At 63.5% G+C, this 23625-nt stretch carries 39 protein-coding genes; 36 read left to right on the top strand and 3 right to left on the bottom strand.

Going from position 1 to position 23625, the window contains the following annotated elements:
• Positions 1 to 31: 31 nt before the first annotated feature.
• The 15 genes from MSTE_RS17765 to MSTE_RS17690 all read left to right on the top strand — a co-directional run bounded on the left by MSTE_RS17765 (position 32) and on the right by MSTE_RS17690 (position 7025).
• A complete protein-coding gene (locus MSTE_RS17765; protein WP_231896920.1) occupies positions 32 to 271 on the top strand; it encodes a helix-turn-helix domain-containing protein in 240 nt (79 codons plus the stop codon).
• Positions 268 to 558, top strand: a complete 291-nt coding sequence (locus tag MSTE_RS17760) for a helix-turn-helix domain-containing protein (RefSeq protein WP_096503188.1) — start codon at positions 268 to 270, stop codon at positions 556 to 558. The genes MSTE_RS17765 and MSTE_RS17760 overlap by 4 nt, the downstream gene beginning before the upstream one ends.
• A gap of 115 nt (positions 559 to 673) precedes the next feature.
• Complete coding sequence (locus MSTE_RS25570; protein ID WP_231896919.1) at positions 674 to 1075, top strand: hypothetical protein; 402 nt, start codon at positions 674 to 676, stop codon at positions 1073 to 1075.
• Positions 1072 to 1356, top strand: coding sequence for a hypothetical protein (locus MSTE_RS17750; RefSeq protein WP_096503186.1), 285 nt, complete (start codon positions 1072 to 1074; stop codon positions 1354 to 1356). Before MSTE_RS25570 ends, MSTE_RS17750 begins: the two co-directional genes overlap by 4 nt.
• A 130-nt stretch (positions 1357 to 1486) precedes the next feature.
• Positions 1487 to 1912, top strand: a complete 426-nt coding sequence (locus MSTE_RS17740; protein WP_231896918.1) for a hypothetical protein — start codon at positions 1487 to 1489, stop codon at positions 1910 to 1912.
• Complete coding sequence (locus tag MSTE_RS17735) at positions 1913 to 2095, top strand: hypothetical protein (RefSeq protein ID WP_096503180.1); 183 nt, start codon at positions 1913 to 1915, stop codon at positions 2093 to 2095.
• Complete coding sequence (locus MSTE_RS17730) at positions 2092 to 2403, top strand: hypothetical protein (protein WP_096503178.1); 312 nt, start codon at positions 2092 to 2094, stop codon at positions 2401 to 2403. Before MSTE_RS17735 ends, MSTE_RS17730 begins: the two co-directional genes overlap by 4 nt.
• A gap of 166 nt (positions 2404 to 2569) precedes the next feature.
• A complete protein-coding gene (locus tag MSTE_RS17725) occupies positions 2570 to 3532 on the top strand; it encodes a YqaJ viral recombinase family protein (protein ID WP_096503176.1) in 963 nt (320 codons plus the stop codon).
• Positions 3529 to 4746: a recombinase RecT gene (locus MSTE_RS17720; RefSeq protein ID WP_096503174.1), complete on the top strand. Its 1218-nt coding sequence runs from the start codon at positions 3529 to 3531 to the stop codon at positions 4744 to 4746. The genes MSTE_RS17725 and MSTE_RS17720 overlap by 4 nt, the downstream gene beginning before the upstream one ends.
• Positions 4746 to 4985 carry a hypothetical protein gene (locus tag MSTE_RS17715; RefSeq protein ID WP_096503172.1) on the top strand — a complete coding sequence of 80 codons (240 nt, stop codon included), beginning with the start codon at positions 4746 to 4748 and terminating at the stop codon, positions 4983 to 4985. The genes MSTE_RS17720 and MSTE_RS17715 overlap by 1 nt, the downstream gene beginning before the upstream one ends.
• An 8-nt stretch (positions 4986 to 4993) precedes the next feature.
• Positions 4994 to 5371 carry a hypothetical protein gene (locus MSTE_RS17710; RefSeq protein ID WP_096503170.1) on the top strand — a complete coding sequence of 126 codons (378 nt, stop codon included), beginning with the start codon at positions 4994 to 4996 and terminating at the stop codon, positions 5369 to 5371.
• 52 nt (positions 5372 to 5423) lie between these two features.
• The gene (locus MSTE_RS17705; RefSeq protein ID WP_231896917.1) at positions 5424 to 5798 is read left to right on the top strand and encodes a hypothetical protein; all 375 of its coding nucleotides are present in this window, start codon (positions 5424 to 5426) and stop codon (positions 5796 to 5798) included.
• A complete protein-coding gene (locus MSTE_RS17700) occupies positions 5795 to 6187 on the top strand; it encodes a DUF7736 domain-containing protein (protein ID WP_096503168.1) in 393 nt (130 codons plus the stop codon). Before MSTE_RS17705 ends, MSTE_RS17700 begins: the two co-directional genes overlap by 4 nt.
• Positions 6184 to 6444, top strand: a complete 261-nt coding sequence (locus MSTE_RS17695) for a hypothetical protein (RefSeq protein ID WP_096503166.1) — start codon at positions 6184 to 6186, stop codon at positions 6442 to 6444. The genes MSTE_RS17700 and MSTE_RS17695 overlap by 4 nt, the downstream gene beginning before the upstream one ends.
• Entirely contained in the window at positions 6441 to 7025 is a 585-nt protein-coding gene (locus MSTE_RS17690) for a hypothetical protein (protein WP_096503164.1), read from the top strand. Before MSTE_RS17695 ends, MSTE_RS17690 begins: the two co-directional genes overlap by 4 nt.
• Positions 7026 to 7045: 20 nt before the next feature.
• On the opposite strand, the gene MSTE_RS17685 is transcribed toward MSTE_RS17690, so the two are convergent.
• Entirely contained in the window at positions 7046 to 7747 is a 702-nt protein-coding gene (locus MSTE_RS17685) for a hypothetical protein (protein ID WP_157997713.1), read from the bottom strand.
• Between the two features lie 53 nt (positions 7748 to 7800).
• Between MSTE_RS17685 and MSTE_RS17680 the strand changes: the two genes are divergently transcribed.
• Positions 7801 to 8859, top strand: a complete 1059-nt coding sequence (locus MSTE_RS17680; RefSeq protein ID WP_096506044.1) for a DNA cytosine methyltransferase — start codon at positions 7801 to 7803, stop codon at positions 8857 to 8859.
• A 238-nt stretch (positions 8860 to 9097) separates the two neighbouring features.
• Here MSTE_RS17680 and MSTE_RS17670 read toward each other — a convergent pair whose 3' ends face one another.
• A complete protein-coding gene (locus MSTE_RS17670; protein ID WP_096503158.1) occupies positions 9098 to 9676 on the bottom strand; it encodes a hypothetical protein in 579 nt (192 codons plus the stop codon).
• Between the two features lie 228 nt (positions 9677 to 9904).
• Here MSTE_RS17670 and MSTE_RS17665 point away from each other — a divergent pair, with 228 nt between their 5' ends.
• From MSTE_RS17665 to MSTE_RS17625, 9 genes are all read left to right on the top strand, one after another.
• Positions 9905 to 10258 carry a hypothetical protein gene (locus MSTE_RS17665; RefSeq protein WP_096503156.1) on the top strand — a complete coding sequence of 118 codons (354 nt, stop codon included), beginning with the start codon at positions 9905 to 9907 and terminating at the stop codon, positions 10256 to 10258.
• Between the two features lie 766 nt (positions 10259 to 11024).
• Positions 11025 to 11390: a hypothetical protein gene (locus tag MSTE_RS17655; RefSeq protein WP_096503152.1), complete on the top strand. Its 366-nt coding sequence runs from the start codon at positions 11025 to 11027 to the stop codon at positions 11388 to 11390.
• On the top strand, positions 11387 to 12016 hold the full coding sequence (locus MSTE_RS17650; protein WP_096503150.1) for a hypothetical protein: 630 nt from the start codon (positions 11387 to 11389) through the stop codon (positions 12014 to 12016). Before MSTE_RS17655 ends, MSTE_RS17650 begins: the two co-directional genes overlap by 4 nt.
• A 2-nt stretch (positions 12017 to 12018) precedes the next feature.
• Entirely contained in the window at positions 12019 to 12354 is a 336-nt protein-coding gene (locus MSTE_RS17645; RefSeq protein ID WP_070927171.1) for a WhiB family transcriptional regulator, read from the top strand.
• 36 nt (positions 12355 to 12390) lie between these two features.
• Positions 12391 to 13074, top strand: coding sequence for a molecular chaperone DnaJ (locus tag MSTE_RS17640; RefSeq protein ID WP_096503148.1), 684 nt, complete (start codon positions 12391 to 12393; stop codon positions 13072 to 13074).
• Positions 13071 to 13475 (top strand): hypothetical protein, encoded by a 405-nt coding sequence (locus tag MSTE_RS17635; RefSeq protein ID WP_096503146.1) that lies wholly within the window; start codon positions 13071 to 13073, stop codon positions 13473 to 13475. Before MSTE_RS17640 ends, MSTE_RS17635 begins: the two co-directional genes overlap by 4 nt.
• Positions 13472 to 13657 carry a hypothetical protein gene (locus tag MSTE_RS17630; RefSeq protein WP_096503144.1) on the top strand — a complete coding sequence of 62 codons (186 nt, stop codon included), beginning with the start codon at positions 13472 to 13474 and terminating at the stop codon, positions 13655 to 13657. Before MSTE_RS17635 ends, MSTE_RS17630 begins: the two co-directional genes overlap by 4 nt.
• A 160-nt stretch (positions 13658 to 13817) precedes the next feature.
• Complete coding sequence (locus MSTE_RS25230) at positions 13818 to 13994, top strand: hypothetical protein (RefSeq protein WP_167455694.1); 177 nt, start codon at positions 13818 to 13820, stop codon at positions 13992 to 13994.
• Between the two features lie 183 nt (positions 13995 to 14177).
• Positions 14178 to 15020, top strand: coding sequence for a hypothetical protein (locus MSTE_RS17625; RefSeq protein ID WP_193442036.1), 843 nt, complete (start codon positions 14178 to 14180; stop codon positions 15018 to 15020).
• Positions 15021 to 15093: 73 nt separating this feature from the next.
• Here the strand turns inward: MSTE_RS17625 and MSTE_RS24995 are convergent, their stop codons facing one another.
• Positions 15094 to 15318 (bottom strand): hypothetical protein, encoded by a 225-nt coding sequence (locus tag MSTE_RS24995; protein ID WP_157997712.1) that lies wholly within the window; start codon positions 15316 to 15318, stop codon positions 15094 to 15096.
• A 10-nt stretch (positions 15319 to 15328) separates the two neighbouring features.
• On the opposite strand from MSTE_RS24995, the gene MSTE_RS24990 reads away from it, so the two are divergent.
• From MSTE_RS24990 to MSTE_RS17570, 11 genes are all read left to right on the top strand, one after another.
• On the top strand, positions 15329 to 15877 hold the full coding sequence (locus MSTE_RS24990; RefSeq protein WP_157997711.1) for a hypothetical protein: 549 nt from the start codon (positions 15329 to 15331) through the stop codon (positions 15875 to 15877).
• Complete coding sequence (locus MSTE_RS17615) at positions 15844 to 16146, top strand: hypothetical protein (RefSeq protein ID WP_231896916.1); 303 nt, start codon at positions 15844 to 15846, stop codon at positions 16144 to 16146. Before MSTE_RS24990 ends, MSTE_RS17615 begins: the two co-directional genes overlap by 34 nt.
• Positions 16139 to 16417, top strand: coding sequence for a hypothetical protein (locus MSTE_RS17610; protein ID WP_096503140.1), 279 nt, complete (start codon positions 16139 to 16141; stop codon positions 16415 to 16417). Before MSTE_RS17615 ends, MSTE_RS17610 begins: the two co-directional genes overlap by 8 nt.
• Before the next feature lie 50 nt (positions 16418 to 16467).
• Complete coding sequence (locus MSTE_RS17605) at positions 16468 to 16749, top strand: hypothetical protein (protein WP_096503138.1); 282 nt, start codon at positions 16468 to 16470, stop codon at positions 16747 to 16749.
• Positions 16750 to 17144: 395 nt separating this feature from the next.
• Positions 17145 to 17453, top strand: coding sequence for a hypothetical protein (locus tag MSTE_RS25565; protein WP_231896915.1), 309 nt, complete (start codon positions 17145 to 17147; stop codon positions 17451 to 17453).
• A 220-nt stretch (positions 17454 to 17673) separates the two neighbouring features.
• Positions 17674 to 19083: a hypothetical protein gene (locus MSTE_RS17595; RefSeq protein WP_231896914.1), complete on the top strand. Its 1410-nt coding sequence runs from the start codon at positions 17674 to 17676 to the stop codon at positions 19081 to 19083.
• Between the two features lie 50 nt (positions 19084 to 19133).
• Complete coding sequence (locus tag MSTE_RS17590) at positions 19134 to 20513, top strand: phage portal protein family protein (protein ID WP_096503134.1); 1380 nt, start codon at positions 19134 to 19136, stop codon at positions 20511 to 20513.
• Complete coding sequence (locus tag MSTE_RS17585) at positions 20513 to 21769, top strand: head maturation protease, ClpP-related (RefSeq protein WP_096503132.1); 1257 nt, start codon at positions 20513 to 20515, stop codon at positions 21767 to 21769. The genes MSTE_RS17590 and MSTE_RS17585 overlap by 1 nt, the downstream gene beginning before the upstream one ends.
• A gap of 1 nt (position 21770) precedes the next feature.
• Positions 21771 to 22223, top strand: a complete 453-nt coding sequence (locus tag MSTE_RS17580) for a hypothetical protein (protein ID WP_070927152.1) — start codon at positions 21771 to 21773, stop codon at positions 22221 to 22223.
• 32 nt (positions 22224 to 22255) lie between these two features.
• The gene (locus MSTE_RS17575; RefSeq protein WP_096503130.1) at positions 22256 to 23200 is read left to right on the top strand and encodes a phage major capsid protein; all 945 of its coding nucleotides are present in this window, start codon (positions 22256 to 22258) and stop codon (positions 23198 to 23200) included.
• On the top strand, positions 23197 to 23619 hold the full coding sequence (locus MSTE_RS17570) for a hypothetical protein (protein ID WP_096503128.1): 423 nt from the start codon (positions 23197 to 23199) through the stop codon (positions 23617 to 23619). The genes MSTE_RS17575 and MSTE_RS17570 overlap by 4 nt, the downstream gene beginning before the upstream one ends.
• The last annotated feature ends 6 nt before the right edge of the window (positions 23620 to 23625 follow it).

The raw sequence follows: 23625 nt of genomic DNA, 5'->3' as shown, positions 1-23625 counted from the left end.
ACCGTTTCTATTTGTTTCTAGTCTGATGAACGTGGCTCTAGTTGATGACCCGGTGAGGGTAGGCGCGACGGTTCGTGCGTTGCGTGAATCAAATGGTTGGGCGTTGGGGAAATTCTCGAGCGTCATCGGCATGTCGCATGGTCACCTCGCGAACATCGAGGCTGGCAGGAAGCGATGCACCCCCGAGATGGCCCGCAAGATCGCAGACGTGCTCGGCGTTCCGTTGGCTGCCATCACCACCGGAATTGCACCCGAGGTGATCGCGGGATGACCGATGGGAACGCCAGTGCTCTGGTCTCGACCGTCACTACCTACGCCCTTGAAGAGGCAGCCGAGCATTTCGGTAACTCGCCCGAGTGGCTGGCCCAACAGCTGAGGTCTAGGCGGTTCTCCGGTTACAAGGTCGGCCGGAAGTGGCGGATGTCCGACGCGGACATCGCCGATGCCCTGGAGAAGTGCCGCCGTGACGCGAGGCCACCCGCAGAGCACTGCGCGGCTGAATCCGGCCCACGGCTAGCCAGTGCTACAGCCACAACGCAGCGCAGGTTCGCATCATGACGACTGCAGCTGAACAACATTGAACGACAACTGAATACATGAAAACGCTGGCGGTGCCTAACCGCCAAGAAAGCCACCGCCAGCGTCCCTACCACCAACTCTACGAGGAGTCGGCATGCAACACCGTACAGAAAACAAGCCCCGTCGGCCTTGGTTCTTGATCGCGATGGGTGCGGGCGCGGCCATCGTCGCGATGTGTCTGGCGAGCCCGGACACCAACGCCCAACCCAGTGACTCGCTCGATGCGGTCTTCGCCCGTCTGACCGATGAGGGCTACCGCGTCACGGTCGAGACATTCGGTGACTGCGACCCGCACGACGGCTCGATCGTCGCGACCCGGATCGGGCCGACTGTGTGGGCAGACACCACCGCCGACTCCAAGGCGGGCGGCGGGGGTGCCACCCCTGCGAGCACGGGCCAAGCGGGGTCGCGCGGGGGCGTCCCATGGGCGCGGTCAGTGTCGTATCGCATTGCGTACGTCACCGTGAACTGCCAGCCAGGCAGCGCAGTCCGATGACCACTATCGCCCACACCTTGCATCGCGCTCTGACAGAGTCGCCGTCGCCGCAGAAGTTCTTCGATGCCCTGGCCGACGCCGACGGTCAACTCGACAAGGTGAGCGAGCTGGGCTACCTAGCGTCGTTCGCGCCGCCGCCAATCTACTTCGGGCAGTGCGTATGTGGATCAGTGTTCGAGATCCGCCCTAGCGATGGCCGAGTCGATCTTACCGGCGACGACTACGAGTCCATCCGTGATTGGGATGACCTCCACAGCTATTGCCAGGACGGTGACCTATGACTACTTCGAAGACCGCACCGACAGTGTGCCCGCGCGAAACATTGCCCGAAACTCTGGACTGCCCGCGCGGATGCGGATACCAGGTGCTCGCGAGACCCGTCACTGCACAGGGTGTTTGGAATGCAGGCCCGTGGCGGATGCAGGTGCACGAGATGGTGGCCGAGGTCTTCGGCCGCTGCCCTATGCCGCCGATGGTGCGGAAGGGGGCCCGCTGATGGGATTCGGACCGAACCCCGCAGAGGTGCGTGCCGCCGAGGAGGCTGCGCGGGAAGCGCGCGAGCGTGCGACGTCGAAACCGTTGACACCCTTCGAGAAACAGCTGTTGGCAGTGCTGGGGGAGATCGGGGATGCGCTCAAGGCGTCCGGTGGCAGCGACGTGACTGTGACCGGATCAGGCGACGGCGGTGAAGTGTCCCGCCGTCGCCAAACTAACCAGCTCGGCCGATCCCGACAATGCCCCTGCGGCCGACAGGTCTATCTCGGCAGCGCCTCGGGTAAGTGGGTTCATGTCGACGACGCCACCCCCGCGTGCCCTGTGAAAGGGGAGGTGGTCTGAATGGCCCGCCGCCCCGAACCCGGGTTGGAAGCCGCCGCGAAAATGTGGGACGCCGCAGCGCTTCTCGCTGAAATCAACCACGCCTACGGCGACGGTGTGCGCCACTCGTGGAACCCATTCGAGCTGCGGGTAACCGCGCAACTACTTGAAGCCCGTCACGCCGCGAAACGGGCAGCATCATGACCGCCCCAGCGATCGACGTCGACGTGACCGAGCTAGTGGGCGTGATGCCGCAGCGGGCGTGCGAATGCCGTTCGTTCCTGTGCGAGCGCCATCGCATCATCGTCTGCGGCAACAAAGCGAAATGGATGGTACGTATCCACGCCTACAACGAGGCCACCGACGCCTGCTCGGACCCTGTGCTGCTCATGTGCGATGACTGCCTCGATGTGTGCACCAAAGCCTCTGAATCGCTAGAGCTTCCGGGTGAGTGCGAGTGCGGCCGGGTGTTCGGCTGCATCGAGGACATGCTGAAAGCGGTCGCGCTGTGAACCGCCCTGCCACACCGCCGCCGTGCCCGGTCTGCCGGAAGCCGGCGCGATCGACTGTCGATGCGGCTGTGCGTTGGCATCGTGACACCGCGGGTGGTGACTGCCCGATGTCGGGTAAGCCGTTCGCGTGGGTGCTTGCCGCCGCTGATCAGGCGGTGACAGCAGCATGACCGCGAACCCCACCACCGGAATCCTCGGCGTGTACACGCGACGGGATCCGCAGTTCCTGCAGCCCGGGTCACCGGAGTGGTCGAAGACCATCACACCGTCGAAAGTCGCCGCGATCCTCGGATTCTCCCGCTATGAGTCGGCATACCGCCTGTGGCACCGCATGACTGGCCGCGTCGACCCGGAACCCCACAAGGACGCGTTCGATGTCGGCCACGACCTGGAAGCGTTCGCCGCGAACCGGTGGCGCAGCCGTAATCCCGGCTGGCTGCTGTCCGACGGTGAAGTGCAGGTCCACATCGATCCCGGCAAGTTCGGGTTCCCGTGCGTGGCCACGGTCGACCGGCGCGCGGTGCGGGGCCGGTCGCGGCGCGTCATCGAGTTCAAGGCCGCCCGGAACATGACCGACTTGGAGCTGTTCGGCGACGACCTGACCGGTGACTGCCCGGAAGACTATGCGGCGCAGGTCATGACGCAAATGTTGTTCACCGGCTGGACCGACCAACCAGGTCATCTGTTGGCCGTTGGCCCGTACTTCGACGAGCGGATCTACGAGATTCCGTTCGATGCGAGCACCGCGGCGTGGATCATCGCCGAGGCCCAGAAATTCTGGGGTCTGCTGCAGGCCGACGAGGTACCCGACCTCGATAACACGGTCCACACCTACAGCTGCATTCGCGCGGTGAACCCCGATATCAACGCCGACGCCACCACAGTCCTCGACGGCGCCGAAGCGCTGGAATACGTCACCGCAGGGCAGGAATACGAGCGCGCCAAAGAGGTCTATCAGGGCGCGAAAAACCGGCTGATGAAACGGATGGAACGCGACAAGTACGCCGAGTTCGGTGGCGTCCGGATCGCGCACCGACAGAAATCCGGAAAGAACTCGGTCGCACTCTATGCGGCCAAAGGCGTGACCCCCGAACAAATCCGATTCCTGAACGGAGACAACCCCTCATGACCGAAACCACCACGAAAACCGCAGCCGCCGACACCGCCGAGATCTGGCCCGACCCGGCTGCACAGCCCGCCGGCGAACTAGCCGTCCCGTCGTCACTAGGCACAGAACTGGCAATCCACACCGGGCAGGCCCGATTCAGTGAGGCGCAGCGAGCAGCTCTGCGACAGCTCGGTATCGAGGACGCCACAGACGGTGACCTCGACGTGTATTTCCACGTGTGCCAAACCACCGGGTTAGACCCGTTCCGCAAAGAGATCTACATGATCGGACGCAACTCCAAGGTCACCGAATGGATCGACACCGGTGAAGGCGGGCGGCGCAAGGTTGAGCGATTTGTCACGAAGTACACCATTCAGACCGGGATCGACGGATTCCGCCGCAAGGTCCGCGAGTACGCGCACCGCAACGGCGACACGCTGGCCGTCGAGGGCCCGTTCTACTGCGGCGACGACGGCCAGTGGCGCGAGGTTTGGCCCGGTAGTACCCCTCCGGTGGCCGCGAAGTACATCGTCTTCCGGAACGGCGAACCATTCACCGCAGTAGCGCATTTCGACGAGTTTGTGCAGACCAACAACGTCTACGAGGGCAGCGGGCAGGGCCGCCGGGTTGTGGGACAGGAACCCAACAGTATGTGGGCGAAGATGCCCCGCAACCAGATCGGCAAGTGCGCCGAGGCTGCCGCGTGCCGCCGCGCCTACCCGAATGAATTCGCCGGACTGATCCTCACCGACGCGGCGCAGCCAACCGTGATCGACGGGGAAGTCGTCGAGGAACGCCAAGCCCCGCCTCAGCGTGCAAAGGGCGCTCAGCGTCTACGCGAACGCGCAGCCGAAGCCGCCGCGGAACAGAGTGCGCAAGCGACAGAGACCGCGGGGGAGCTCAGCGCCGACGCCCGCGAGAAGTGGCTCAAGGCGATGTTCGCCGCACTGAACAAAGCCGAATGCACCGACCGCGACGAACAGCTCATCGTCATCGGCGGAATCCTTGGACGAACCGAGCTGTTCGAGCACCGCGATGCCATGACTGACCAGGAACTACGCACCATCGTCAACGCGCTCAACCAATGGGCAAAGGCTGGAACCCTCGAGCATCAGATAACCGAGTACGTCAACGCATGGTCGCTGCGGGAAACCGCTGCCGACGAAGCCGCCAACTCGGACGCTGAACCGGATGGTGAGCAAGGCGAACTCGGTCTCGAAAGTGATCAGAGCTGATGTCGCGCACAGGCAAGTTCACCGCCGTGGGCGGACTGACCCTTGGCGCCGTAAACCTCCTCTGCGCCAACGCGAACCAGGCCGGATATGCCCCTGATTCGTCCATATGGGTATCCAATCCCGACGCCGCAGGCGACGTCATCGTGACCGTCACCGATCCCACCGCAGACCCGGCCGACAAGTCGTCGGACGCAACCGACCCAACCGGGCCGGAAACCACCACCACCGCAAGGAGATAAACACCGCCATGGGAACCACCACCAAACCCAAGGATCTGAAATCCACCAACGCGCTCGACGACATCGACGATGCAGACCCGCAGGCGTACATCGGGTTCCGCGCCACCAACATCAAGATCACGAACCCGCCTGACCTCAAAGAGGGAGGCACCCTGGTCATCAAGTACCGGTGCATCGAGTCGAAGGTCGTCGAAGCCGCTGACGGCGAAATGCGCGACAAACGCACGCTGAAAGTCGAGTGGGTCGGGCAGCCAGGGCAGAAGCCGCCCGCCGGTGCCGACGAAAACCAGGGCTCGATGCTCGACGTCGTCGACGGCACCCCGGTGCCGTCCGCCGAAGCCACCGGCGACGACGCCGACGGTGAGGGGGCTGACGGTGAGGGGTAACCCAAGCCGTGCACGGCGCCGGGCCGCACGCGCGGTCCGGCAGCCGTCACGGATGACCGACTACCAGCGCAACCGGCAAGCCGAACAACTCCACGGCGTCGACAAGATCCGCGACTACCTACACGACATCGACCTCGAAGTCCTCAACGAACTCATCGAGGACGAAGACGGCGCAGCACCCGAGGACGACCAGCCGTCCACGCACCACCACGCCGACACTGCACCCGAACGTGAGCCCAACGCCTACGAGCTAGCGATCCTCGGCGCACTACAGAACAAAAGCGTCTACCTCGGCAGCGTGCCAGCCGATGAGGTCCGGCGCCGACGTCTCCGGAACCGCGATTCCAAGCGCGCCCGCCGACTCCAGCGCCGCAGCAAGGTCCGCCGAATGAAACGGCGCCACCAAACAAGGGACGCGGCGGCATGACCAACACCGAACCGCGCGAGTTCCCGCTCGGCGTCGTCGTCACCCTCACCGTCGGCAACCCAGACCGAACCTTCTGCCTGCTATCCCAGGTCTACGACGTACTGGGCTACATGCTCGGCTACGTGCCGCTCGTATCCGAGATGGCTCCAGCCTTCGAAGCATGCAAAACCGCGGTCCGGGAACAGCATCCGCAGCTGGCTGACGCCATCGATCCCGGCAAGACGCCAGCGTTCGGGACGCTGGCTGTGGACACCGAAATCCTGCAGTGGTTGAGCAATCTGGCGCGTGAACACGGCGAAATGTTCACACTGACACCGCTGCCGGCGCCCGCGTTGCCTGATGAGTTGCCGCCGCAGCCCGTGGCTGAACCGTTGGTCGCCGAGTCATGAGGTGCGCCAAGTTCGTCGGCGACCGCACCGACGCATTCACCGTCGGCCAGACGTTCGGCGAAACCCTCGAAGGCCGCGCCGTGCGCATCGTGTCCGTCACCTACGACCGCGACACCGACCGCACGATCGTCGAAGGTGAACCGCTCGCACCCGACGCGCCAGAAGGGTTGCGGCTGCGCTACTTCGGCGGCACCGACCCGCACGCCGAACCCCCAACCAGTGTCCAACCCCTCACCGACGAGGTAACACCCCAATGACCGAAACATCCCCAGACCTGACCTTGCGTGAATGGTTCGGCAAGCTGATCCGCGGCCAACACCACATCGCGATCGGCGGCGAAGACAACCCATACATGCTGCGCTGGTACCTGATCCCACGCAACCGGTACCTGAACATCTACCTGCACCAATTCGTCCGATCCGACGACGACCGCGCTTTGCATGACCATCCGTGGTGGTTCTGGTCCATGGTGCTACTCGGCCACTACTACGAGCACCGCGCCGACGGCCGCCGCATCAAACGACACGCCGGATCGATCGCATACCGGGCAGCGAAAACCCGGCACCGCGTCGAGCTGCCCGTCTCCAATGACCCGTTCTCGCTGCTCACTCGAGAAGACTCGTGCGTCACCATCGTCGTCACCGGCCCCCGCACACGGGATTGGGGATTCTGGTGCCCCGGAGGCCGATTCATCATGAACAGCGGCGCGGACACCAGCACCCTCGACGTTGACCGGTTCATCCCACACGACGACTGGGGCGCCGCAGGATGCGGCGAACCATTCACCGGCACCTTTCACGCCCGATCAACGATCTGGAACCAGGGTGCGCGCCGATGACTGACGACACTGCGACAGCGTTAACCCCCACTCTGAGCGATCATGGCGACGAGCGTCGGAGTCATCTCTACACCTGCCTTAGCTACACTCTTCCAACTGAAAAGCCCCTTGAGCTTCTCCCACACGCCTTTGTGTTCGTCAGAACTTGCTTGATAGGCAGTGTCAATCGTGGATTTGAGAAGCGTTGCAGCCCTAGACAAATCGTAGTCGCCACGGATGTTGAGGCGGTATTCCTCGATGACCAGCTTCATGTGGATGATCAGGCCGACCATGTATTTCTTAACGCCCTCGCTGATGCTGGGGTCGTCCTTCAACGCGGTAAGAACCTTTTCGAGCGCTTTTTCGAAATCATCCGCTGCGCCATCGGGGAGCTTCGGAACCAGCGAATCAAGCTGGTGCCCGAGCGTACTGAGCATTTGCATGGCCGCGTAGTCGAAGCTGTAAACAGTCTTCCAGCCGTCGGGAAACGACAAGACCATGCTTCCCCACGTCGGCAGATGTTGTCGGTAAGTGTTGACGACGTCCACTGGAATCTGTCCCAGCTTCTCGGCTTCGTCCAAAAGCTCACTCGTCGCACGCCAGTTGGACAGCGCTGCCTCATGCCGGCGAATCGCCATGGTCACGTCGACTCGGAGCTGACGCCGGCCTTCCGCGCTGTCCCTAGATCCGCTCAGGTTCCATGCCTTGAGTTGCAGGTACAGCAGTTCCGCAGGGTTTGCCATTGGCGCATCGTAAATCAGCAACACCGCAGCTCGGAGTGGAATCGAGCAGCCGCATGAGGCAGCCGTCGATCGGTTCATTGTGCTCGGGTGCCGGTGGTCTGGACCTCGCTGTCGAGCACGTTACGGGTGGCCGCACGATCTGGCATGCCGAGTACGACGACGACGCGGCCAAGGTGCTCGGAACCCGCTGGCCGGGCGTGCCGAATCACCGCGATATCACCGCGATCGACTGGACGCGTGTCGAGCCCGCCGACATCGTGTGCGCCGGGTACCCGTGCCAGCCATTCAGCGCGGCGGGCGAACGTAAAGGAACTGACGATGAGCGACACCTCTGGCCCTATGTCGCGCAGGCAATTCGCATACTACGACCCGGACTTGTCGTCCTGGAGAATGTGGCCGGACACCGGTCTCTGGGGTTCGATTCCGTACTCGCAGACCTGGCCGAAATGCGGTACGTGGGATCTTGGTGCAGCCTACGAGCTTCCGATGTCGGCGCCACCCACCGCCGTGAACGCCTCTTCATTACTGCCCACCCCTACGACGCAGCCCGAGACGGGCAATGGTCACGCCAGGGACCTCGGGTCGGAACTCAAGGATCTACCGAATCGCCTGACCGACTAGAGCTGCTACCGACTCCGCAGAGTCGAGATTCCAGGGGCGCGGCGAATCCACCCGGGCGCGTCCGCGACGGGCGCCTGCGGACGGTAACCGATGATGCGCTACCAGACGCTGTCATTCGCAACCTACTTCCCACGCCCAGAAGGTCCGACGGCGACGGAGGCCCCAACCCGCTCACACGCGCCGAACGCATGGACGACGTCGAAACACGCGTTATCCGCCTCGGCGGCCGATGGGGAAAGTACGCGCCCGCAATCGAACGATGGGAATCGCTCACCCGACCAGCCCCGGATCCAACACAGCTGAGTCGCAACGGGAAACATCGCCTAGCACCAGCGTTCTCCGAGTGGATGATGGGCTGGCCGCTCGGATGGGTTACCGCCGTGCCTATCTCACGCAGTGCCATGCTGCGCATCATCGGCAACGGCGTCGTGCCACAGCAGGCAGTTGCGGCACTGTACTGGCTGCTCAGCGTTTCCGAGGTAGCCGCATGACCGCGCTACCTGTTCCGCGCTATGACCGGACCCGAGCACCAGAGCCCGGTAATCAGCCGCGCCCTTGGTTCACGTTCTGGTGCCAGCGGTGCGGCCAAGAGTTCCGTGCCCGGTTCATCGCACGCGAATGCCGAGACTGCTGGGCCGCAACCGCCGCCATCTACCCAACAGTCTGGCCCGGCACCGGTGAGGTCAGTGGCTCATGACTGACAAGACAGACCGCCAGGGACGGCGGCGCCTATTCCTCAACTGCAGCAAGCCTGATGCCGCCCCATTCATCAGGCCGTGCAGCAGGTTTCGGCACGTAATGAGGAACATCCCGAAGCATCGTCTTGACTACGAGTCCGCCCGAGCTCATGGCATACGACATCTGCGTGTGGAGCCAGCTGCAATCACGGATGGCCTCCTTCAGTTGGGAACGGTCGACTTCTACTGGCTCCGGAATGGGCTTAGTCACCGAACCAATAATGGTGCGCTGGATCGTGACCAAGTGCTCTCCGTCAGGGGTGAAACGGACGGAATGCGCTATTCGGTCACGCATCTCCTTGCACCTCTTGTAGGTCTCCTCGAAATGCGAGAGATCCGCGTCGCTTTCTACTTCTTCAGCGATGGCGATGAAGAGCGGTACGCGCTCTTCATCCCTGATTCGTCTGACGGCCAGACTCCAGACCTTTTCGGCCGCTATCCCAAGCCGCGCCTGAAAGAAGATTCTTGCCACCATCTCGTCAGCGAAGTTCTGGACGTTCGAGAAGGCGCCCAGGAACTGCAAAAGCAATGCGCGCATGTCTTGATCCGCAGCCCCCATGGAAATCGTCACACGCCTGAGAGTACCGACGGCGCCCCCAACTCGACCTCCAATTTCAATGGATGGCTCTGATGGCATTCAGGCGGCGTCGATTCCCTCGGTGCACGGTGTGCGGCGAGCCAGTCACCTGCGGCCAGGGCGACCGCCACCTGTCGTGCTCGCCGATCTGCAAAGCCGACGGCTGCTGGGAACCGATTCCATCCACCGGACACACCTGCAACGTGAAGAAAGCGAACGAACATGCGTAAATCTCGCAGCATCGAAATCCGTATCGAGGGCGACGATTTCACCTCCCTGTACGGCCGCCCCGACCTTCCCACGTTCCACGACAACCCGGACGGGACAGTCGAACTCCGCGACATTCCTGACGCCACCATCATCGGCCGCGACTACGCAGCTGCGGTAGAAGCCGAAGGCGGAACAACTTGGCGTGGCGTCCGCCTAACCATCACACGCGACAACGGCGGCATGCAGCTGAACGCTGCCGCCAGCAATGGCGTCTTCCGGTGGGAGCTGCAACCCGCGCATTTCTGGGACGGCGAGGGCTCAGAAATGTTCATCGGCCGCCTGATCGAAACGGGGGTGTCCGCGTAGTGGCTTGGTTCTTCGTCGATGACGGCTTCTCCGATTCGAAGCCGATCATGAACCTGCCCACAACCCCGGTACGTGTCCCCATGCGGATCGCGGTCGCCGGCGCATGGGTACTGGCCGGATCGTGGTCAGCAAAGGAAGAAACCGACGGCTACATACCCCACGCCAAGCTGAAATCCCTTCTGGTACCGCGCTCCGTGGTGGCCGCGCTGACGGCCCCCGGACCCCTCGACGCACCCCTGTGCTGCCCAGAAAGTGACGGAATTTTGGTCAGAAATTGGGCAAAATGGCAGCAAACTAAGGCCGAAAACGAAGCCCGCCGCAAACGAGACGCCGAGAAGAAACGGAACCAAAGACGGCGCGGCCGAAACTTCGTGACCGGCATAGATGACCAAATGTCCCCTGGGGACATCGACGGGGACACAACAGAACCCGGCGAAAACGTGTCCCCCGGGGAGTCCCGTGGTCCTAACCCACCCCACCCCTTAGTAGTTACTTCTAGTGGGGATAGACCGGTAGGAAGCCGCCCGTCTGAGTACTGCACCCTGCACCCCGGTGGAACCGAGAACTGGTGCGGCGCCTGCGCTAACGCGCGGCGCAACGCAAACAACTGGGACGCCCAACAGCTCCAAACCACAGCCGACCAACGCGCAGCCCGCCTCGAGGCCATCCGCGCCTGCCCCGACTGCGACCCCAACGGATTCATCCCCAACCCCGAAGACCCCGACACCCTGACCCGCTGCACCCACCCACGAACGGAGACACCCGAATGAACACCGCATCCGCACCGACCGAAAACAGCTCTGGTCGTTGGGAAGTCCGCATCGACCCCGCCACCCGACGCACTTCCTTCGGATGGTTCGACGGCAAGCCCGCGTATACCGGTGGACCACCGCGCTGGAGCGTGAAATCGCCACGCGGCGTGCAGGTCTTCAACACCCACGACCCCGTGGCAGCCATGGAACTCGCGCGTTCCATGGCCAGCATCGACGAACTCCTCGCCCGCGTAAACCGCGTTGAACACAGCCTCTGGGGCAACCACCCTGCGCTACGGGCGCCCATGGCCAACAGACGCAACGCCCCGAAACCCGCTGCCCGGGGGACGCTCACGCTGCTACAGGACCCCAACGTATGAGCGCGCTGGAACGCGTCGACGTCGTCCTAGGCCTGGACCTGTCGCTCACCCGCGCCGGAATCGCCTTCATCGACAACGCGGACCTCGGATGGCCATACGCCCGGCCATCGCTGATCACCGACGTCGGACACGCCGGCCACGACGGCGCCCCCTGGTGGAAACGATCACGGCGGCTACTCGCGCAAGCCCGCGACGTCGCCACCATCATCACCGACGCCGAACAACACCGACGGATCGTGCACGCGGCGATCGAAGGCCACCCGTACGGCGTCAACATGCCCAGTGCTTACGACCGAATCGGCCTGTGGTGGGCAGTGTTCGGCGTCCTCGACGCCAAGGGCATCCCCGTCACCGTCGTCAACCCGCAGACTCGGGCCAAGTTCATCACCGGGCGTTCCCCGAACGGCATGAAGCCGGGAGAGCACAAGAAACTGGTGCTTTCCGAGCAGCGCGCCGCGTGGGGCCTGGATTCGACGCGGCTACGTAACCACGACCAAGCCGACGCCCTCGGCTTGGCCCACATGGCTGCCCTGCACCTCGGGTGGCCGCTCCCTGTGGAGCAGCGCCGCCGGTACGTCGAAAACGTCGCGCTCGTTGACTGGGAACCCCAGAGAGCGGCGGCGTAGCGATGGCTAGCGCGGTTTTCCCGAACAAGGGCCGGATCGAACGCCGGCTCGCCGAAGTGTCCGGCCAACTGGACGAAACCTGGAAACGACAGGCCGCGTGCCGAGGTCACCCGCGGCCAGACATCTTCTACCCCGACCCGGCACGGTCCGAGGCCACGATCAAACGGTCGAAATCCGAGCTGAAACGACGCCTCATCGTCGCCGAAGCCAAACGCGTATGCGCCGCATGCCCGGTCCGCGTCGAATGCCTCAACTACGCCGACGAAATCCTCGACTACCACGGCATATGGGGAGGCAAAACCGGACGCGAACGCGGACGTAAACGCGACGAATTCTGAACCACCACAACCACCGAACAGCAAGGAACACCGCCCATGAGCAACTACCCGCCGAACATGACACTGCGGCCCATCGAGAACTGGCCCCACGACCTCACCCGTGACCGGCGCCGATCCAACTTCTCAGCACAGTGGAGCGACACCCTCAACTTGCTCGACCGGGAACTTTGGTGCCTCGGCAAGGGGGCACAGAACGCGCCCGCCGTGCTGCAGATCGCGATGCGTGAACAAGACTTCCGTGTCGACGGCATGCCCCGTGCTACAGCAAAGCCTGAACATCCGGGCGTGATCCTGAACATCGAATCCAACAAGGGCGCACTGTCATTCCCGTGCGACACATTCACCCGCTGGCAGGACAACCTGCGCGCTATCGCGCTCGCCCTGGAGGCGCTACGCAAGGTCGACCGGTACGGCGTCACACAGACCGGGCAGCAGTACCGCGGCTGGCAGGCAATCGAAGCCAAGCCCACCCCGATCGCACAGACCGCGGCCGGTGCAGCCGTCCACCTCGCGAAAGCCGCGCAAGGCAACGACGACAGCGTCTCCGAATGGGCACACCACATCATGCACGACCCCGAAACCGCTCGAAACACATACCGGAAAGCCCGCGCCAACGCGCATCCCGACCGCCACGGCGGCGACCGGACAGCCTGGGACGCAGTCGAAGCCGTCGCTGAAACCCTCCGCGCTGCCGGCGCACCAATCGGTGGTATCGGATGACCGCGCCTGAGCAGCACCTACGGAACGTGCTCGTGCGGTGCATGTCCGGCGCACTCAACGAAGTCGGGGGAGCAGTCATACCCGACGTATTCCGTCGCCCCGCTATCCCACTCACCGTCCGGGTCCGCGACAGCATCGAACGCTCCGAAAAGTCCATGCCCGGAATCGAGTTGGCCGGCGGACCCGAAATGGAAACACTCGCACGATCCGTCGGCAAGCTCATCCTGAAAATCATGCGCACCGACGAAGTCCTGTGGGTCGCGGTCAACGCACACCAGGACTTCGGCGGCTGGACTATCGACTGCGTACCACTCATCGCGCACATAAAGCTATCCAGCACCACCGACGCGCAGGTCATGAACGCCAACGGAATCAACCCCGAAACCGGGAAACCACGATGACCGCCAACCCGAAATGCATCTGCACCCACTACCACAGCGAGCACGATGACAACGCCAATGCGAAGTGCGGTGAGGGGATTTGGACCGTCACCGCAGAGGTTCCACGCGGTGACGACTTCCAGATCTTCGACCCGTGTGACTGCCCGGGGTTCGAAGCCGACCCGAAAGCCGACCACGAATGAGTGACATCGTCTACTTCAACGACCTGTGCACCTGTGAGCACGAGTTCTGCGAGCACGAAGAATGCGGCAATTCTGGAACGCTGCTCCCGACCTGTTACGGGAGGTATCACAACGGCACCCGTTGTCTCTGCGAGAAATTCACATCAGCGAAGGAAAACTAATGAGCGAGATCTCCACACTGCAGGAGGCCGCGAAAATCCTGAACCGCCATGGTCTCGCCAACGCCGCCGAACTCTGCACCCGACTCGTCGGCCGCCTCGCGGTCGACCAAGCCCTCGGCGGCGCAACAGAACCCGAACCCGCCCCCGGAAAACGCCTCACCCGAATCACACCATGACGCTGCCCGACATCACCACCCCGGCCCCGTTACCGTCACCCACATCTGGTGGGCGTCAAACCGGGAACCAATGCGGTGTTTCGCTCGGCAAGCGCGGCCCATGACCCCATCTATCGGTCGGGCGAGGCCACAGCTGCGCCCACCAGAACCAAACCCCCACAACACCAAAGGAGACACTGCACAATGACCACCACACTCGACGAACGGCTCGCCCTGGCGCAACAGCAGGTCTTCCGCAGTCGCAAGAAATACCTGCGCGCGAAGTTCCGGCTAGAGCGTGACATTCGGCGCCGTGACGAACTCTGCCCGGTCGCGCGCGGGCACAAAGCCGTGAAGAACATCTATGACGCCGTCCGAACCCTCACCGAGGATCCCGCACCGGAACCGACACCGACTCTGGACAGCGACCCGCGCACACCCGACGACCAAGCACACGAATTCTTCACCAGGCCAGGCGACTTCTACCAAGTAGTCCTCTCGCTGCCGGTACCGACGAACGGTGCCGATATCGGCGCCCAGTTCATGGTGAAAGCCGACGACACCCAATTCCCGTATCTGCTGGAGGTGCTACGCCAACTACGCGGCGCACTCGGAACGGCCCGTGTCGAACTCACCAAAGCCCAGATCACACCGCCAGACGGGCCGCCCATGGAGATTGGCAAAGACTTCACACTCGGCGACCGCTTCCCACGAATGCCAGTCAGCACAAGCAACCCCCACGGTCCCATCGGCACCATGCCGCGATATACCGAGGTATTCGCAATGGGTGAAGAGATACGCCCGCCGTTCGAGCGTGAACTCCGCATGGGTGACCTAGCCGATCAGGTTGCCGCAGTGGCGGAACAGCAAGGTGTGAAACCGGAACAAATACAGGTGATTCCGGTACGCGGAGGTGGATACGCGTACACGGTGAAGCCCGAACCACAACCCGACCGCGGACGCCACGCACGCCCAGACGACGACACGACTGCCGAAGAAGACTGGGAGAACTGCGGATGCTCCCTGTGCCTGAGCCGCGGGACGTGACATGCCGAACCGCACCCCCAGAACGACCACGCAGAAACGGTTAGGCCATGACCATCAACAACAACGCGACCGGCTACTCGCGCGCCACGTAGACGGCCAACCCTGCTGGTGGTGCGCACGACCCATGTACCGCGACCGAACCCGCAACTGGGACCACAACCCCCACGCCACACGCAGCGACGGAAAACCCGACACCAGCAGCGGCAGCCTCGCCGCCGACCACAGCATCGCCCGCGCCCAATCCACCACCAGCCGCGCCGACCGACTCCTGCACGGCACCTGCAACAAACAACGCCAAGGAGGCCACCGTGACGACCAACGACCAGCCCTCACCAACCGACCCGACACCGACCCCGCCCTCGGAACCCGAATCTTCAACTGGCCCTAACCAACTCGAATGGACTGCCCGGGGCGACGGACACCACTACAACGCCGCGACCCGCAGCGGAGGCAACTACAGCGTGTACTTCGGTGACGCATTCGAAAACCCCCACCAATGGCACACCGTCTGCTGGAGAGAGCATCACGGCTCGCTCACCGTCGACCGCGGCGAACTGTACCGAGGCGATGACCTCAACGAAGCGCTAGCCGCAGCACAAGCACATCACAACGCGACCCTGCGCCGGCTGGCGTGGGAGCAGTACATGCGCGACAACGACCCACCCGCCATCGACCTGAGCTTTACCACACAAGCCAGCCGAGATGCTCTATCCGGGGCGATCGACAACCCGCACGCCGGCGCCGCAGACCCGCGCGACCCTGCCACCACCCACTCCCGCTGCCGCGTCTGCGACGGTCCAACCCAATGGGGATGGTGCCGGTCGTGCCAGCCCCGCAGATCCGCAGGTCTGCCGTGACCGCCCGCCACCGCCAAGGCTTCACGCCCACCGTGCGGATCCAACGAGCAATCGCATACCTGGCCGTCATCACACTAAGCACCATCGCAGCACGAGCAGCCGCAACCATCCTCGCCGACGGAATCGACTGGCACACAACCCTCGCCGCGCTAGCCACCGCGATCCCCGCATGGATGATCCTCGACGGCCTCACGATGACTGCCCCAGCCAACTGCCGAGGCTGCCAACACCCCATGCACGACGGCGTCTGCTGGTGCGGCCATGTCTGACAAACCCGATCCCGAAATCGCCGCCTGCGGCGGAACAACCCCACTCGACCCGAGCGACATGACACCCGACGAACTGTTCGCGACACTCGGACTATCCGACATGGACCACCGCGAACGACTCGAATTCATGCAGAGCCTCAACGCATGGTCCCGCCACTACATACCCGGACCCAACAGATGGTGGATACACGCGCTACTCCAAGCCAACCTCTGGAAACGCACCATCACCAACCACATCGACTGGCTCATCACAGACGCACTAGGCCAATAGCCACCAACACGAGAGTCGCCCATGTCACACCCCGCGAGTAGAACCAACACATGGCACGCCCGCCACGCGACCGATTCCCCAACACATACGTCGGCGACCTCGTCCCCAACGGCAACGGCTGGACCCGAGTCGGACCCCTCTACTGCCCCAACTGGCACAGCGCCGACGAACCAGGCTGGAAACAACGCTACCTACCCTGCGCCTGCGACAACCGACACCACATGTGGACCTGCCACTGCGGAGCCAGCATCTACGCACCCAAGCTCGGACCCGACTGCCGCATCCTCAACGGCCCACAATCCAGCCACGAGGGTCAGCAGCGCGAGCATTGACGAACCGACTTGTTCGCTACCACTCATAACTGCAGGTCAAATGGGTGCCGAGGTACACCGGCTCGGGGCTCTGACCTGCAGGTATGCCACCCCCCATTTTTCTCAGCTACCCGGGGCGGCCTGACTCCGGCGGTAGTCAGGAATTTTTTTTGGGCGGCTCTGAAAATTTCGGGGGCATGGGGTGGTGACAGCGGAGCGGACGACGAAACGGACGAAAAACGCCCCAAGTAGTGCGGATCCGGCCTCTGACCAGGGGCGCGTTAAGGCCGCGAAACGGACAGCCGCGGGGGACAAAGCGGACGGCCACGGGGACACGCCGGGCGCCTGCCAGCGCCGATCCGGGCGCGGGGGAGCGTCTACGGGCCGAGCTGGAAAGCAAGGAGGACGGGCCCGGGTTGACCGCGCTGATCAGACAGGCTGCGCGGGTGGCGGATCGCCTGGAGACGTTGGCCGGGATTAACTCTGGGGTCGAATCGTCGTGGGTGCGTTTGGATCTGCGCGGCATCGTCTCGGCTGCTGACGACAATGGCAGGAAACCGGTGACCGTGATTGTCGAAGCGAAGATCGATTCCACGATCGCCGAAGAGAGACAACAGACGACGTTGTTACGGCATTTGCTCGCTGAGATTCACAAACAGCGCGCGGGATCGGCAGGGCAGGGTGGCGGTGGCGGCGCGGAAGACGACGACCTCGACGACATCTAGGGCGCCGGCCAAACGCGCGCCTGCGCGGCGGCCGAAAGCTGGTGCGCCGCCGAATAAACAGGACACACCGCCATGGGTTGGTGAGTGGCCCCGGCTGACTGGCCGCCAAGAACCCAAGCACGAGCATTCATTCGCCGGTGACGAAACGGACGGCGACCGTTGCGCGCGGTTCGGGCATCGGATCACGAAACAGCGCTCGCTTCCGTGGCAGTGGCGCTCTATGCGCAAGATACTCAGTCGCCGCGCTGACGGGCTGTGGACTCACCCGGACGTGGTGCTGGTGTGCACACGCCAGCAGGGCAAGACGCTGATTCTGGTGTTGCGCATCCTGTTCGGCCTGTTCATCCTCGGCGAGAACATCGCGTACACGGCGCAGCGCGGTAACACCTCTGATGCGGTGTTCAAACGCGTCAAGGCGATCATCAATTCGCGGCCGTCGCTGAAAACCCGTGTGGTGTCGATGACCGGCGGAAAGCAGGGGTTCGGCGAGATCGTTGTCCGGTCGAAACTCGGCACCGAAGTCACGGTGCAGTTTGGTGTTCGATCCGGCGACAAGGGCCGCGGCCTTGATCAGATTGACCTGGCAATTTTCGATGAGGCATACAACCTGACGCAGGACGAGGTATCAGCGCTGCAGGGTGCGCAGGTCGCGTCGGCCAATTCCCAAACGATCTATACGTCGACGGCGCCCGTGGAATCGGAACACCCGAACTGCCATGTGTTCGCGGGTATGCGGCGGCGCGGGTTGAACAAAGACACCAACCTGTTGTTCATCGAGTTCGCAGCACCGGATCCGCCCAAGGACGCGATCGAGCGCAAGGCTGCGCGTGAGGACCGCGAGAACTGGCGGCTGGCCGAGCCGTCGTACGGGGTGATCTCGAAAGAGCGTGACATCGAACGGTTTTACAAGACAGCGATCGAGAGCCGTGAGGCATCGAAGATCGCGCTGTGGGAGGCCGACTATCTCGGCTGGGGTGAATGGCCCGCCGATGCGCGCTTCATTGACCCGGTCATCCCTATCAAGGAGGTGTGGGAGCCGTTGGCCGATTATGCGCCCGAATTGGTCGGGCAGAAGGTACTGGCGGTGTCCCGGACGCGCGACATGGCGCGTTGGGCTATCGCGGTGGGACAGCGCACGATCGACGGTCGCGTGATGGTCGAAATCGGGTACTACCAGAAGGCCACGATCGGACAGGTCGCCGCGTACATCGTGCGGTTGGTGGACCTGTGGGACCCGGCGGCGGTAGTCATCGACGATCACGATCCGGCGAAACCGTTGGCGCCGTATCTGAAAAAGCTGGGTATCGATGTCACGTTGACGACGACGAGCCAGATCGCGGTGGCGTTCCAGGGGTTTGTTGACGCCGCGATGTCCGGTGACCTGGGACACACAAACCAGCCCATTCTGACTGAGGGTTTAGAGGTCGCGATGACCCGTGAATTGCCTCGGGGAGACAAGGTTTGGGACGACCGCGAAGGCTCAATTGCGCAGGTCATCGCGGCAACGGTAGTGCATTGGGGCGTGCTGGAATTCGCCGAGGAAGATTCCCCGGCTGCGCTGCCGTCGCTGGGCTCCGGAAATCCCGAAACAACAAGTAGCCACTTCGACGCGCTGGGAGCCGCATTCTAAATCCGCAGGTGTGGCGTTGTGTCGCAGCATGTTCGGATTGAGGGAGGCCGGTGACCAAACGGGTCCAGACGGCGATGCCGGTCGGCGAATCGGGCTACGTGACCCCGTTCGTCGATGGCTGGGTCAACTGGGATCCGTACGAAAAGGTTCCGGATCTGCAGCACCCGGCAGCGGTATCGGTGTTCCTCGAGATGGACAACAACGATTCGCGTGTGTCGTCGCTGCTCGAGGCGATCAGCCTGCCCATCCTCGAAACCGGTTGGCGTATCGATCCGAACGGCGCGGATGCCGACGTTGTGCAGTTCGTGTCCCGGAACATGAATCTTCCGGTGGTTGGTTTCGATGAGGTCGACGACCCGGGCCGCTCACGCGGGCGATTTTCCTGGCTGGCGCACCTGCGTGAGGTGGCCAGTCCTACACCGCAGTTCGGGCACGCTGTATTTGAGCAGGTGTACCGCCGCGAAGCTGATGGGCGGTTCGTGCTGCGCAAGCTGGGACCGCGCCCGCAGTGGACTATCCAGAAGTTCAACGTCGCGATGGATGGCGGACTGGACTCGATCACGCAGCTTGCGCCGGCATCGAACGGGCGCGTCATGTACGGACCGGCACCTCTTGATATCCCGATCAATCGGATGGTGGTCTACACCCGGAACAAACGACCGGGGTATTGGCAGGGACGTTCGATCCTGCGATCGAGCTACAAGCACTGGCTGTTGAAAAACGAGCTGCTGCGCATTGAGGTCGCCGTGGCCCGCCGCAACGGTATGGGTGTCCCGGTCGGTACCGCATCGAAGCCGAACGACGACAAGGAAGTCGCGGCGATGCAGAAGATCGCATCCGGGTTCCAAGGCGGCATGCATTCTGGTGTCGGTCTGGCACAAGGCCAGTCGCTTGCGCTGCTCGGTGTGCAGGGAAACCTGCCGGATATCCGCGCGTCGATCGTTTACCACGACAAGGCCATTGCTCTCGCTGGTCTGGCGCACTACATGAATCTCGACACCGGCGGAAGCTACGCGCTGGCCGCGGTGCAGGAACGACCGTTCGTGCAGGCGGTAAACGCCGCCGCCAAGTCCTATCAGGAAATCGGGCAAGCCCACGTCATTGAGGATCTCGTCGACATTAACTTCGGCACCGAGGTCCGCGCGCCGCGCCTGGTGTTCGACAAGATCGGTTCCCAGCAGGATGCGACCGCCGCAGCGCTCAAGATGCTCGTCGAAGCCGGCTTGCTCGCTCCGGATCTACGTATCGAACGCACCTTGCGCCAATCCTTGGACCTGCCAGCCAAACCCGACGCAGACGACCCGGACGCTGCGGCCCCGAAAGAGCCTGATGCGCCGGTGGTCCCGGCGCCGGAGGTTAGCGACCCGACCCAGAGCGCTGAGGACACCGAGGCGCAAGCGCTCGCGTTCGCGAAAGGACGGCTGTTCTGATGGCCCGTGAAAACCGTGAGTGGTACACGTTCACAGTCGCGAAAGCCGCATCGGCCGAGGAGAAGCCGACTGCCACGCTGCACATTTACGACGAAATCGACTCATGGTTCGGTGTCAACGCCGAAGCGCTGGTCGTCGGGATCTCCGCGCTTGATCCGGAAACCGAACTGACCGTGCGGGTGAATTCGCCGGGCGGTAACGCGTTCGACGGCATCAACATCGCGAATGCCATCATGCGCCACCCGGGCAAGACGATCACCTACATCGATGGCCTGGCAGCGTCGGCCGCCAGCGTGATCGCGGTGGCCAGTGACGAAGTGGTGGTGTCGAAGTACGGGCAGGCGATGGTGCATGACGCACGATCCGGCCAGTACGGCACCGCGAAGGATCTACGTAGCGTCGCCGATCATCTGGAGAAGCTGTCGACCAGTTACGCGAAGCTGTACGCCGACCGCGCTGGCGGGACGGTTGAGGGCTGGGCGCAGGCGATGTCCGACGAAACCTGGTACACCGCTGAGGAAATGGTCGCCGCTGGTCTCGCGAGTCGTATCGATGACTCCGGGGTGCGTTCTGACACCGAGAAGGCAGTCGCCTCGGCGCTGGCCTGCTCGTCCTACAAGTTCAAGTACTCCGGCCGTCCGGCCGCTCCCGCGCCGCTGGCGCGGGCCGACAACACCGAGGTATCCGCCTCGGTGAGTAACAACGCGAAGGAGGGCCCCGTGCCTGACATCAAGGAGGACGTCGCCAAGCGGCTCGGTCTAGAACCGGACGCCACCGACGAAGACGTGCTTGCCGCGCTCGACAAGCTGGCAGGTACCGAGCAGGAGTCCAGCGAGACCGACGACGACACGGACACCGACACCGCACCTGACGAGCAGTCGGTCAGCACAGGTAAGGAACTCGCAGAGGCAGTGGCGAAGGCGGGTCTCGTCCTGATGGACCCCGCCCAGGTGACCAAGCTGCAGACCGATGCCGCTGCCGGCGCGAAGGCTCGGGAAACGCAGATCGCTGAGGCACACGCGAAGGTTGTCGACGCGGCGATTGGTGCGGGCAAGATCACTGCGCCGCGGCGTGAACACTTCCTGACGCTGATGAAGGCCGACTCGGAAGGCACTACGGCACTGCTGGATTCGATTCCGGCAGAGACCGCGGTGCCGTTGACCGAAGTTGGTCACGGCACCGAGGCGCAGGCGTCGGCTGCCACGGCCGAGGAAGAAGTTCGCAACGACCCCCGATACAAGGATTGGAGTTTCTGACATGCCCGGAATTTCTCAGGTCACCAAGACGGGACCGCGGACATACACCCCGAAGGCTGGCGTTTCGATCAAGGGCGGCCAGCTCGTCGAAGGCGTGGCCGGTGGCCGTATCCAGCCTGCGGCGGCGGGTTCGTTCAAGGTCGTCGGTGTCGCGCTCACGGACGCGATCGCGCCCGAGGATCTGGTGCTGGCGCCGACGACTGGCAGCGACGGGCGGTCGGTGCTGAACACGGTCGTGCCGCCGACCAAGGTGGCGTGCGCGTACGGCGCGATCGAAGTGCCGGTTACCTACGCAGCGGACACGGCGTTCGGTGAGCTGCTCGTCGCTGCGGCGAACGGCACCGTGACGCCGGCCGGTGCCACCCCCGACGCACGCACCATCGTTGGGCGCTGCACCGAACCGGGTGGCGTTGTCGTAGCGACCAAGGCCGTCGGCCTCTTCCGGACCATCTGAGCCGGACTGAAATAGCAAGGGAGACAGAAACAATGCCTACAACATCCATCGTCAGTATCAGCGACGGATCCAAGATCACTGTTTCGGACATGGTCGGCAATCCGCTGTTCATTCCGACGAAGATCAAGGAACTGTTGACCAACGTCTTCATCACGCAGACGTTGTTCCGTAACGGCGGCGCGAACAAGAACGGCATCGTCGGCTACCGCGCCGGTGACCCGATCTTCCTCGACGGTGACCCCGAGGATGTCGCCGAGTTCGGCGAGATCCCGGTCGCGGCCGGACGCAAGGGCTCCGCACTGTTCGCGGTGGCGAGCAAGAAGGGCATCGGCGTGCGGGTGTCGCGCGAAATGCGTGACGAGAACGATGTCGACGAGGTGAACCGGCAGATCGCGGCCCTGGTCAACACGTTCAAGCGCTCTGACGATCGCGTGTTCCGGAATCTGCTGGCTTCCAGCGTCGTTCCTACCTTGGCCGCATCGGCAGCGTGGGATACCGCCAACGGCAACCCGCGTATCGACATCGCGCGCGCGATCGAGAAGGTCACCACTGCGGCGCCATCTCTGGCCGAAGGCGGAAGCGCTGAGGAATGGTTCGGATTCGAGCCCGACACCGTCGTGCTGAACCCGGCAATCCTGCCCGTGCTGATGGACAACGAGAAGTTCCTCAAGGTCTATCAGGGCAACATCGCCAACGAGAACATCCAGTACACCGGCAAGCTGCCCGGCAAGATCTTCAACCTGGATCCGATCGGTGCCAGGTCGTTCCCGACGGACCGGATCTGGGTCGGCCAGCGCGGTGTGACCGGGTTCTACTCGGATACCCGCTCGTTCGAGGTGACGGGTCTGTACCCGGAGGGCAACGGTCCCAACGGTGGACCGACCGAGTCGTTCCGCTGCGATGCCACCCGCAAGACTGCCTACGCGCTGGATCAGCCGAAGGCGGGTATCTGGCTTACCGGGCTGGTGACCCCGTGACAGCCGAATACGTTCTGACAGCGGATTTCCTGCACCGTCTGGACGGCAAGGGGGTGTGGCGCGAGCTTAAGCGCGGCGCGGTGCTCTCTGATCTCGATGACGACGACGTCCGCCGCCTCACCGCGGCGGGCGCCATCGTCGATCGGGAGTCGTACGAACAGGCACAGGCCGACGCCGCAGCAGCCGCCGAGGCTGCAGCGGTACAGGTCGACGATGGAGATGCGGACGCACCCGCAGTCGTCGACGGCGCTACGGACGTCGCGCTCGATGGGTACGTGCTCACGCCAGCCGAGGACATCGAGCGGCCGAAGTCGGCGAACTCTACCGAGGTGTGGCGCGAGTACGCCGTCGCCCGCGGTATTCCCGCCGATCAGGCCGCGAAGATGAGCAAGGCCCAGATCAAGGCAGCGACAAGGTAACTGGCC

Origin of the sequence: [Mycobacterium] stephanolepidis (genome assembly GCF_002356335.1) — a bacterium.
GTDB classification, from domain to species: Bacteria; Actinomycetota; Actinomycetes; order Mycobacteriales; family Mycobacteriaceae; genus Mycobacterium; species Mycobacterium stephanolepidis.
Note: the sequence above shows the minus strand (reverse complement) of the source record. Positions and strands in the feature narration are given on the sequence as shown.